Origin of the sequence: Janthinobacterium sp. BJB401 (assembly GCF_013372745.1) — a bacterium.
Taxonomy (GTDB): Bacteria; Pseudomonadota; Gammaproteobacteria; order Burkholderiales; family Burkholderiaceae_D; genus Janthinobacterium; species Janthinobacterium rivuli.
Genome location: NZ_JABXFH010000102.1, coordinates 1 through 3886, shown reverse-complemented (window position 1 = coordinate 3886; position 3886 = coordinate 1). Strand labels below are relative to the sequence as shown.

General features: G+C 64.8%; 4 protein-coding genes. All 4 read left to right on the top strand.

Features of this window, described 5'->3' with window-relative positions; translation table 11 throughout:
• The first annotated feature begins 189 nt into the window (after positions 1 to 189).
• From flhF to HWE17_RS28285, 4 genes are read left to right on the top strand one after another with little or no spacing between them, the layout of a single operon-like run.
• Positions 190 to 1518, top strand: coding sequence for a flagellar biosynthesis protein FlhF (flhF, locus tag HWE17_RS28300; protein ID WP_034754102.1), 1329 nt, complete (start codon positions 190 to 192; stop codon positions 1516 to 1518).
• The gene (locus HWE17_RS28295) at positions 1511 to 2374 is read left to right on the top strand and encodes an antiactivator of flagellar biosynthesis FleN protein (RefSeq protein WP_176391093.1); all 864 of its coding nucleotides are present in this window, start codon (positions 1511 to 1513) and stop codon (positions 2372 to 2374) included. The genes flhF and HWE17_RS28295 overlap by 8 nt, the downstream gene beginning before the upstream one ends.
• 45 nt (positions 2375 to 2419) lie before the next feature.
• On the top strand, positions 2420 to 3151 hold the full coding sequence (locus HWE17_RS28290; RefSeq protein WP_035821402.1) for an RNA polymerase sigma factor FliA: 732 nt from the start codon (positions 2420 to 2422) through the stop codon (positions 3149 to 3151).
• On the top strand, positions 3133 to 3879 hold the full coding sequence (locus HWE17_RS28285) for a flagellar motor protein (protein WP_176391092.1): 747 nt from the start codon (positions 3133 to 3135) through the stop codon (positions 3877 to 3879). Before HWE17_RS28290 ends, HWE17_RS28285 begins: the two co-directional genes overlap by 19 nt.
• Positions 3880 to 3886 lie beyond the last annotated feature (7 nt).

Genomic DNA, 3886 nt, shown 5'->3' with positions numbered 1-3886 from the left:
CTCCCGGCAAACTGAATAACGGGTACTTTCCCGTCCTGTTCCTTCGATCATTTCCTGCAAGCATCGCTAATAATGGAAACTGTCCGGGTGATCTGTGTCCATGTGGAAGACAGCACTCAAGCAACAGGAGTCGACGATGGTCACACAGTTCAGCCAATATTGCGCCACCCCCGCCCTGGGAGGCCGGTCATGAATGTGAAGAAATTTACGGGCGCCTCGTCGCGCGATGCGCTGCGCAAGGTGCGCGAAGCGCTGGGCCCCGATGCCGTGATCCTGTCGAACCGCCAGGCCGACGGCGTGGTGGAAATCCTCGCGCTGGCCAATGACGATGCCGCTTCGCTGGCGTCGCCGCCGGCCGCGTCCGAAATGGCCCAGCCCCGTCCCCAGTTGCAGACCCAGTTCGCCACGCCGCAGCGTCCGGCCGCCCCGGCCCAGCGCCCGGCCGCGCCACGTCCTGCCGCGCCGCGCCAGGCTGCCTCCGAGCCAGTGGACATGGCCCGCATGCAGCAGATGATGGCCAGCGCGCTGGCGCACGTCAAGGAAAACGCCGCCGCCGAGATGAGCGGCATGATGAATGAAATCCGCGCCATGCGCGGCATGATGGAAACCCAGCTGGCGGAAATCTCGTGGGGTTCGACGCAGCAGCGCGAGCCGCAAAAAGCCGTCGTGCTGCGCGAAATGCTGGCCGCCGGCTTCTCGGCCAGCCTGGCGCGCTACCTGATCGACAAGCTGCCCGCCGGCCTCGATGGCGCGCAAAGCATGCGCTGGATCAAGACCGTCCTGAGCCGCAACCTCAATACCGTGGCCAATGAAGACGCCATGCTGGAGCAGGGCGGCGTGTTTGCGCTGGTCGGCCCGACCGGCGTCGGCAAGACCACCAGCACGGCCAAGCTGGCCGCCCGCTGCGTGATGCGCCACGGCCCGGAAAAGCTGGCTCTGATCACCACGGACGCCTACCGTATCGGCGCGCATGAACAGTTGCGCATCTACGGCAAGATCCTCGGCGTGATGGTGCATTCGGTGAAGGACGAGGCGGACCTGCGCATCGCCCTGAAGGAGTTGAAGAACAAGCACACGGTGCTGATCGATACGGTCGGCGTGAGCCAGCGCGACCAGATGGTGACGGAGCAGGTGGCCATGCTGTCGGGCGCCGGCGCCGACGTGAAACGTTTGTTGTGCCTGAATTCCACCGCGACGCAGGAAACCCTCAACGAAGTGGTGCGCGCATATCAAGGCAGCGGCCTGGCCGGCTGCATCATGACCAAGCTCGATGAAGCGGCCTCGATCGGCAATGTGCTCGACGTGGTGATCCGCCAGAAGCTGAACCTGTTTTATGTGTCGAACGGCCAGCGCGTGCCGGAAGACCTGTACCTGGCCGACCGCGGCTACCTGATCGACCGCGCCTTCAAGCTCAAGCGCGACTCGGCGGCGACGCAGTTTTCCGATGCCGAACTGCCGCTGCTGATGGCGCAGGCGGCCGCCCGCAACAATGAAGCGCGCGGGGTGCACCTTGGCTAATTTCGATTTCGATCAGGCCGAAGGCTTGCGCCGCATGCTGGCCGGCCCGCAGCCGCGCGTCATGACGTTCCTGTCGGCCACGCCGCAGGACGACAAGGGCGCCATGCTGGTCAACCTGGGCGCTTCGCTCGCCTACGGCGGCAATGACGTGCTGCTGCTCGACGCCAGCGGCGGCAGCGATGGCGTGGCTGCGCGCCTGGGCCTGGCGCACGGCGCCAGCCTGCGCGACGTGGCGCGCCAGCAGTGCGGCTTGAACCAGGTCATCCACCAGGTGCCGCAAGGCTTCGGTGTGGCCAGCCTGGGCGCGCGCAACCATTTGATGGACAGCATGGACTATGCGGGCGAGGACGAACTGCGCCGCCTGGGCAAGACCTTCGAGGTGCTGGCGCGCCAGAGCGGCATCGTGCTGGTCGACGGCATCGTGGCCGACGAGGGCGACTGCTTCCCCGTGCCGCTGATGGCCTCATCGGATATCGTCGTGCAAGTGTCCACCAGCGCCACCTCAATCAAGGCGGCGTACTGCCTGATCAAGCGCCTGAGCCAGGAACTGGGACGCCGTCCCTTCGGCATCCTCGTCACCGGCGCTTCCGAATCCGAAGCAAAAGTGGTATACGATAATATGGCGCAGGCGGCGAGCCGCTACCTGGCCGTGAAGCTGACCTCGATGGGTTCGGTGCCTGCCGATGAGTATCTGCACCGCGCGGCGCGCCTGGGCCGCAGCGTGGTCGATGCGTTTCCGCTGGCGGGCGCCTCGGTGGCGTTTCGCGGACTGGCCGAGCGGCTGGCCCGTTCGGCGGCGCCGGTGCTGGGCGGCACCTTGTACCAGACGGGGAGCCCGCACCAGTTCAGCGCCTGAAGCCAACCGTAGCACCAGATAAGATGAGAAAACAATAAGCAGCCTATGTACACGGTCAAAGGGAAATCGAACAAGGACTATTTGCTGACGGAGCATATTCCGCTGGTGAAGCGTCTGGCGCACCATATGAAGGCGAAATTGCCGCCTTCGGTCGAGGTCGATGACCTGATCCAGGCCGGCATGATTGGTCTGCTCGATGCCATCAGCCGCTATGAAGAGACGCATGGCGCGCAGTTCGAGACGTATGCCGTGCTGCGCATCCGCGGCGCCATGCTCGACGAATTGCGCACCAGCGACTGGCTGCCGCGCAGCATGCGCCAGAACATGCGCAAGATCGAAGAGGCGATGAGCACCTTGCAGCAGCGCCTCGGCCACCCGCCGACGGAGTCGGAAGTGGCGAAGCTGCTGAAAATGTCGCTGGCCGACTACCAGGAAATGCTGGGCGACGGCGGCGGCCACCAGCTCGTGTACTACGAAGACTTTCATGACCCGGACGGCAATGACAGCTTCCTCGACCGCCATTGCGTGGACGAGGACAGCGACCCCTTGCGTTCCCTGCTCGATACCGATTTCCGGCAATCCGTGATCGATGCCATCGACGCGCTGCCGCCACGCGAGAAAATACTCATGGGCCTGTATTACGAAGAAGAGCTGAACCTGAAGGAGATCGGCGCGGTGATGGGCGTATCCGAATCGCGCGTCTCGCAGCTGCATACCCAGGCCGTCGCGCGCCTGCGCGCAACCTTGAGGGAGCTGGCGTGGACTGGTCCAGCGTAATCGGGCTGGCGCTGGCGCTGGCCGGCCTCCTGGTCGGCCAGGCGCTGGAAGGGGGCAAGATGGCCTCCCTGCTGCAGCCTGCCGCCTTCGCCATCGTGGTCATTGGCACCTTCGGCGCCGTGCTGCTGCAAACGCGGCTGCGTACTTTTGTGCGCGGCCTGGAAATGCTGCGCTGGGTCTTCCTGCCGCCCGCCGACACGCGCGCCGCGCTGGCGCGCGACATCGGACTCTGGAGTCTGACGGCGCGCCGCGACGGGACGCTGGCGCTCGAGCGCCTGATGGAAAACACGGCCGACCGCTTCAACGCCAAGGGTTTGCGCATGATCGTCGACGGCATCGCGCCCGACAAGCTGCGCCAGCTGCTCGACGTGGAAATCTCCGCCTACGAGATGGCCGAGCGCCAGGCCGTCAAGGTGTGGGAATCGGCGGCCGGCTATTCCCCCACCATCGGCATCCTGGGCGCCGTGCTGGGCCTGATACACGTGATGGAAAACCTCACCGACCCGAGTAAATTAGGTGGCGGCATCGCCGTGGCGTTCGTGTCGACGATTTATGGCGTGGGCCTGGCCAACCTGCTGTTCCTGCCGGTGGCAAATAAACTCAAGGCCATCGTGTCGCGCCGCGTGCTGCAATACGAAATCACGGCCGCCGTGCTGTACGACATCGCCACGGGCGACCATACGCGCATCATCGAAGAGCGCGTATCGAGCCTGCTGCACGAGCATTGAGCATGAT